At 44.5% G+C, this 7,285-nt stretch carries 6 protein-coding genes; 4 read left to right on the top strand and 2 right to left on the bottom strand.

What is annotated here, in order from left to right; genetic code table 11:
- Window positions 1-313 precede the first annotated feature (313 nt).
- From lysS to B2Z67_RS15605, 4 genes are all read left to right on the top strand, one after another.
- Window positions 314-2,041 carry a lysine--tRNA ligase gene (lysS, locus tag B2Z67_RS15620; protein ID WP_291530769.1) on the top strand — a complete coding sequence of 576 codons (1,728 nt, stop codon included), beginning with the start codon at window positions 314-316 and terminating at the stop codon, window positions 2,039-2,041.
- Window positions 2,042-3,037 (top strand): NAD(P)H-dependent glycerol-3-phosphate dehydrogenase, encoded by a 996-nt coding sequence (locus B2Z67_RS15615; protein ID WP_291530768.1) that lies wholly within the window; start codon window positions 2,042-2,044, stop codon window positions 3,035-3,037.
- 120 nt (window positions 3,038-3,157) lie between these two features.
- Window positions 3,158-4,495 (top strand): glucose-6-phosphate isomerase, encoded by a 1,338-nt coding sequence (locus B2Z67_RS15610; protein WP_291530767.1) that lies wholly within the window; start codon window positions 3,158-3,160, stop codon window positions 4,493-4,495.
- A 183-nt stretch (window positions 4,496-4,678) separates the two neighbouring features.
- Window positions 4,679-5,407 carry an HAD family hydrolase gene (locus tag B2Z67_RS15605; RefSeq protein WP_291530766.1) on the top strand — a complete coding sequence of 243 codons (729 nt, stop codon included), beginning with the start codon at window positions 4,679-4,681 and terminating at the stop codon, window positions 5,405-5,407.
- A 41-nt stretch (window positions 5,408-5,448) separates the two neighbouring features.
- Here the strand turns inward: B2Z67_RS15605 and B2Z67_RS15600 are convergent, their stop codons facing one another.
- Both B2Z67_RS15600 and B2Z67_RS15595 read right to left on the bottom strand, forming a co-directional pair.
- Entirely contained in the window at window positions 5,449-6,066 is a 618-nt protein-coding gene (locus B2Z67_RS15600; protein ID WP_291530765.1) for a CPBP family intramembrane glutamic endopeptidase, read from the bottom strand.
- Window positions 6,067-6,093: 27 nt separating this feature from the next.
- Complete coding sequence (locus tag B2Z67_RS15595) at window positions 6,094-6,972, bottom strand: prenyltransferase (RefSeq protein WP_291530764.1); 879 nt, start codon at window positions 6,970-6,972, stop codon at window positions 6,094-6,096.
- Window positions 6,973-7,285 lie beyond the last annotated feature (313 nt).

The following is a 7,285-nucleotide window of genomic DNA, read 5'->3' as shown; positions in this document are numbered from 1 at the left end:
TAGAGATACTTCTGCTAATCATTTACCAGATCCTAATTACCTTTTAAAAAGAAGAATCCGCGCTCGTCCGCGTTCATCCGCTTAATCCGTGCCATCCGCGTACCCATTCACACCGCTAAATTCTCATTTATGACGAGACACTTATGAATAATACAGGCTAAACTATCACCAAGGCAACCGCATCAAAATGAATATATAAAATACACAGCTCAAGTTTCATTTTGATACGGTTGCCCTGAATTCTCTCTTCTTCATGCCGTAATATAAAAAATGTTTCGTATTTTTGCCCCAAATTGTGTTAATGTACAACGAAATGAATGTATTAGAACTAAGTGAACAGGAAATCATTCGACGTAACAGTATGAATGAACTTCGTGCGATAGGTATCGAACCCTATCCCGCAGCAGAGTATGTAACCAATGCTTTCTCCACAGATATAAAAACGGAATTTAAAGACGACGCAGAACCTCGCCAAGTATCCGTAGCCGGACGTATGATGACACGCCGCGTAATGGGCAAGGCCTCGTTTATTGAACTACAGGATTCCAAAGGTCGCATCCAGGTATATATCACCCGCGACGACATCTGCCCGGAAGAAGATAAAGAACTTTACAACACTGTATTCAAACGCCTGCTCGACTTAGGAGACTTCATAGGAATCGAAGGTTTCGTATTCCGCACCCAGATGGGCGAAATCAGCATTCACGCCAAGAAACTGACCGTACTGGCTAAGTCCATCAAACCGCTGCCTATCGTGAAATACAAAGACGGCGTAGCATACGACTCCTTTGAAGACCCCGAACTGAGATACCGCCAACGCTATGTAGACCTTATCGTGAACGACGGCGTAAAAGAGACCTTCCTGAAACGCGCTACCGTCATCAAAACAATGCGCGCCGTGCTGGACGAAGCCGGATACACAGAAGTGGAAACCCCAATCCTGCAATCCATCGCCGGCGGAGCAAGCGCCCGTCCATTCACTACCCACCACAACTCGTTGAGCATAGAACTTTATCTGCGTATCGCTACCGAGCTTTACCTGAAACGCTTGATTGTAGGCGGCTTCGAAGGCGTCTATGAAATCGGGAAAAACTTCCGCAACGAAGGCATGGACAAGAATCACAATCCGGAATTTACCTGTCTCGAACTATACGTACAATATAAGGATTACAACTGGATGATGAGTTTCACGGAACAACTGCTGGAACGCATCTGCATCGCCGTAAACGGCAACACAGAAACCACCATCGACGGTAAAACCATCAGCTTCAAAGCTCCCTACCGCCGCTTGCCTATCCTGGACGCCATCAAGGAAAAGACCGGTTACGACCTCAACGGCAAGAGTGAAGACGAAATCCGCCAAATCTGCAAAGAACTGAACATGGAGATTAACGACACGATGGGAAAAGGCAAACTGGTAGACGAAATATTCGGCGAGTTCTGTGAAGGAACCTTCATCCAGCCTACCTTTATTACCGACTATCCCGTTGAGATGAGTCCGCTGACCAAGATGCACCGCAGCAAACCCGGACTGACCGAGCGCTTCGAACTAATGGTAAACGGCAAAGAACTTGCCAATGCCTACAGCGAGTTGAACGACCCTATCGATCAGGAAGAACGCTTTGTTGACCAATTGCGTCTCAGCGAAAAAGGAGACGACGAAGCCATGTTCATCGACCAGGATTTCTTGCGCGCCCTGCAGTTCGGTATGCCTCCCACATCCGGCATCGGCATCGGCATTGATCGCCTGACAATGCTAATGACAGGCAAATCATACATTCAGGAAGTACTATTCTTCCCACAAATGCGCCCCGAAAAAGTTACCCCGAAAGATGCCCCCGCCAAATACACGAACCTGGGCATTGCCGAAGAATGGGTAGCTGTTATCCAGAAAGCGGGCTACAACACGATAGAAGAGATGAAAGACGTTAATCCGCAGAAGCTTCACCAAGACATCTGTGGCATTAATAAGAAATATAAATTGGAATTGGTCAACCCATCCGTAAACGATGTTGAAGGCTGGGTAGAGAAAATTAAATAAATGAAACTACCCGGAAAGATAGCCATAATGGGCGGGGGAAGCTGGGCGACAGCCATCGCAAAGATGGTACTTGCCCAGGCAGATTCGATTAATTGGTACATGCGGCGCGACGACCGCATTACCGATTTCAAACGACTGGGCCATAATCCTGCCTACCTGACGGGCGTCAAGTTCGATATCAAACGTATTAATTTCAGTTCTAACATCAACGATGTAGTGAAAGAATCCGATACGCTGATATTCGTCACCCCTTCCCCTTACCTGAAGAATCACCTGAAAAAGCTGAAGACACGGATACGGGACAAATTTATCATCACTGCCATTAAAGGAATCGTACCCGACGACAATATGATTGTATCGGAGTACTTCACAAAAGAATACGGAGTTCCACCCGAAAACATCGCAGTACTGGCAGGCCCCTGCCATGCGGAAGAAGTAGCGTTGGAACGTCTCTCTTACCTTACCATCGCTTGCCCGGACACGGACAAAGCCCATATTATTTCCCAACGACTGGCCAGTTCATTCATTAAAACATCCACCAGCAATGACGTAGTGGGTATTGAATACAGTTCCGTACTGAAAAACGTATATGCTATCGCCGCCGGTATTTGCAGTGGTCTGAAATATGGTGATAACTTCCAGGCAGTACTGATATCTAACGCCATACAGGAAATGAACCGTTTCCTGCAAACCGTACATCCGCTGAACAGGAACGTAAACGACTCTGTTTATTTAGGAGATTTGCTGGTAACGGGATACTCCAATTTCAGCCGTAACCGCACATTCGGTACCATGATAGGCAAAGGATATTCCGTAAAAAGCGCGCAAATTGAAATGGAAATGATTGCCGAAGGATATTACGGAACCAAGTGCATCAAGGAAATCAATAAACATCATCACGTTAATATGCCAATATTAGATGCTGTTCACAACATTTTGTACGAACGCATATCACCGATGATAGAGATTAAGTTACTGACCGACTCGTTACGATAACTTCTTTTAAAACAGACATTATATAGATATAGAATAAGGTATTGGAAAACATCAAGTATCAAAACGCCTTAGTTCCGTATAAGCCCTAATGAATTTACTGAATTTAAAACCTAAAATAGTATGATTAGTTTGAATATTGAAAAGACTTTTGGATTTATTTCCGAAGCATCTGTTTCCGCTTATGAAGCTCAGGTAAAAGCTGCACAAGAAGCATTAGAAAACAGTACCGGAAAAGGGAACGACTTCTTGGGATGGTTGCATCTCCCATCGTCTGTCAGTAAAGAACACCTTGCCGATTTGAAAGCCACAGCACAAGTGCTGCGCGACAATTGCGAAGTAGTAATCGTTGCCGGAATTGGTGGAAGTTATCTCGGTACACGCGCCGTTATCGAAGCCTTGTCCAACAGCTTCACCTGGCTGCAAGATAAGAAAACCGCTCCCGTTATGATTTATGCAGGACATAATATAAGCGAAGATTATTTGTATGAACTCACTGAATTTCTGAAAGATAAGAAGTTCGGCGTAATCAATATCTCCAAATCGGGAACTACTACTGAAACCGCTCTCGCTTTCCGTTTGTTGAAAAAACAATGTGAAGATCAGCGCGGTAAAGATATGGCCAAGAAAGTAATCGTAGCTATTACCGATGCACAAAAAGGAGCTGCCCGTGTGACGGCTGATAAAGAAGGATACAAATCATTCATCATCCCCGATAACGTAGGCGGACGTTTCTCAGTACTGACTCCTGTAGGTCTGTTGCCCATTGCAATAGCAGGATTCGACATTGAGAAATTGATTGCCGGCGCTGCCGATATGGAAAAAGCATGTGGCATAGATGTACCGTTTGCCCAAAACCCTGCCGCACAATACGCCGCCACTCGTAATGAATTGTACAAGAACGGTAAGAAGATTGAAATCCTTGTAAACTTCTGCCCGAAGCTGCACTATGTAAGTGAATGGTGGAAACAGCTTTACGGAGAGTCCGAAGGTAAAGAGAACAAGGGTATCTTCCCTGCAGCTGTAGACTTCTCTACAGATTTACACTCTATGGGACAATGGATTCAGGAAGGTGAACGTACCATCTTTGAAACAGTAATCTCGGTGGAGAAAGTAGATCATAAATTGGAAGTTCCTTCTGATGAAGCCAACTTGGACGGTCTGAACTTCCTGGCTGGAAAACGTGTAGACGAAGTAAACAAAATGGCAGAATTGGGAACTCAACTGGCACATGTAGACGGCGGTGTACCTAATATGCGTATTATTATCGAAAAACTGGATGAATACAACATCGGACAGTTGCTTTACTTCTTCGAAATCGGATGTGGCATAAGCGGTTACTTGTTGGGTGTAAATCCATTCAATCAACCGGGCGTGGAAGCATATAAGAAGAATATGTTCGCACTGTTGAACAAACCGGGTTACGAAGAAGAATCAAAGGCTATTCAGGCAAGGCTGTAAACTCGAACGAATAGTATTGTAGTGATTAGTGGTTAATGGTTAGTGGTTAGTGATTAGTGATTAGTGATTAGTGATTAGTGATTAGTACCATGCGGCATGATAGCGCAGCCCACTAATCACTAATCACTAATCACTAAACACTAATCACTAAACACTAAACACTAAACATTAATATTAGCTATTATGTTTCAAGAAGCTGTTACCCGTTATCTACAAGCACACGGATACCCACAAATCCAACTGAAAGCCGTCCTTTTCGATATGGATGGCGTATTATTCAATTCAATGCCTTATCATGCCGACGCATGGCACAAAGTTATGGAACATCACGGATTGCATCTAAGCCGTGAGGAAGCATACTTGCACGAAGGACGCACCGGAGCTTCGACCATAAACATCGTCTATCAGCGCCAATACGGAAAAGACGCTACCCCTGAAATGATACAAAGCATTTATGCGGAGAAGAGCGCTGAATTCAACACTCACCCCGAACCGGAACGTATATCCGGCGCATGGGAAGTATTGCAAAAAATAAAAGCAGAGGGATTAACTCCAATGGTAGTTACAGGTTCCGGGCAACATTCTTTATTAGACCGCTTGTCACACAACTTTCCGGGAATATTCCATCGCAACCTGATGGTAACGGCATTTGATGTGAAATATGGCAAACCACATCCGGAACCATACTTAATGGCTCTGCAGAAAGGAAGATTACAACCAAACGAAGCAATCGTGATAGAAAATGCCCCACTGGGAGTACAAGCCGGAGCTGCGGCAGGCCTTTTTACAGTAGCTGTAAATACAGGCCCAATCGACGGGCAAGTATTACTGGATGCCGGCGCCAATATACTCTTCCCCTCTATGCAAGACTTTTGTAGTCATTGGGAAGATTTACGTAAAGCCCTTGAATGAAGAGTATAGTTAAAACGCCAATGGATGAAAACAGCTCATGCCTATATAGGAAATAAAACGAATACCGCCACATCCCACACTGCATGAGACACAATCAACGCACCCAGTTTCTGCGGATAAAGCCTGTAAAGCAGTCCCCAGATAGCGCCAACCACCAAAGCTGCCATTACCAACATAAAATTGAATGACCATATATGCACCAACGCATAGATAAGAGTCGTAACAATAAAGCCCACGTTCGGATTCCAACGTTTAGAAAAGGCGTTCTGCACATAGCCACGCCAGAATATCTCTTCCGCAGGCCCTATTAATATAAGGAGTAGTATTGAAAGCAGCCAGGGACTTTCTCCGGTTTTCATTCCATAAATAAGTTCCACCTGAGGACGTGCGAAGTCAAAAAGCCAGGCAGAAGCCTTATCTCCCACCCAAAACACTCCCCAAAGAACTGCCGCCAGTAGAACACCGCCTGCTATATTCTTCCAATCAAAACTCACATCTTCCGCCCACCACTGCGGACGAAGCCGGAAAGCCATATTCATCAACACAATAGCCGAAAAGCTCATTGCTGTCCAAAAGTTGAATATCCCGCTTGTCCAAGGTGAAAACATAAAGAACCAAAGGAAAGCGGCTGCCAATAACGGAATGATTACTCGTTTCATAGTAGAGTTAATGCAGAAAAAGAAATTCTATATCAGGAAACCGACAGTTAACAACAAGCTGAACAGAAGCTGTAGTTTTGCCGTCTTCTCATCCAGATTGTAAATGGCACGAATACCCTCTTTCGGCAAGCGTAGCATGGTACGCACATTGGCTACGGCAGGCAGAACGGTCACCACTGTCAGCAAAGACCACCAGGGGAAATAGCCCAAAACCACACATACAACAATCCACAAAATCGGGAAAAGCACTTCAAACAGATACAAAACGATATTCGTCTTCATTCCTGCCTTCATAGCAAAGGTAGTAATACCTGCACGGACGTCCGTCTCTATATCGCGGGTATTATTAGCATGCAAGATTGCCACAGTTATCAGCCCCACCGGAACGATAATCAGCAAAACCTCGGGTATAAATGCGCCGACAGAAATATAAGATACTCCTAATGTAGGCAGTATGGCATAAGCTACGAAGATAACAGCATCTCCGAAAGCCCTGTATTTCAGCCACGGATAAAGCAGGGAACAGGCCAGTCCGCCCAATCCGATCCAGAACAAAGGTAATCCTGTACGGTACATCAGCCAAAGACCTAATGCCAAAGCCGGAACCAACAAGCCCAAAGCCAGATTACGTATCTCCCTCGGCGTGAATTGTCCGCTCGTCAAGGTTTTCACACCAAACGTATCCTCCCGGTCTACTCCTTTTTCGAAATCAAAATAATCACTCCATGCATTGCCTGAGGCATGAAAGAAGATGATACTGGCTAATGCCAACAATCCGTTTACCCACAATATCGTACTATGTGCCCAATACAAATATACCAGCGTCACAAGCACCGGCATTGCCGACGCCGGAAATGACCAGGGGCGCACGGCTATTAACCAATCTTTTAAGGAATGTTTTTTCATTGATTATAATGTTTTATCCAACAAATTAAGAGTTTCTTTCTCACTGTAATTGATATACTTTCCTTAATTGTCTTGAGACAAAAGAGGATATAAGAATAGATTAGTACTTAAGCATATTTTCATAATTAACTTATACTGTTACTATAAATGATTATTTGGCAATACAAATGATTGATAAGAGTAAAGATTAATAGAGTATCTCTATTCTCCTCCTCCCGGGAGGTTGCTCTCCCCCGATAACGGGGGAGTCGGAGGGGGTGAGTACCTCGCAAGGGGGGAGGTGATAGGCAGAAAGAGTTCCTTAGAGTTATGA

The sequence above is a fragment of the Bacteroides sp. UBA939 genome, from assembly GCF_002293435.1.
In the GTDB taxonomy this organism is placed as follows: Bacteria; Bacteroidota; Bacteroidia; order Bacteroidales; family Bacteroidaceae; genus Bacteroides.
This window is presented reverse-complemented; position numbering and strand designations above follow the sequence as displayed.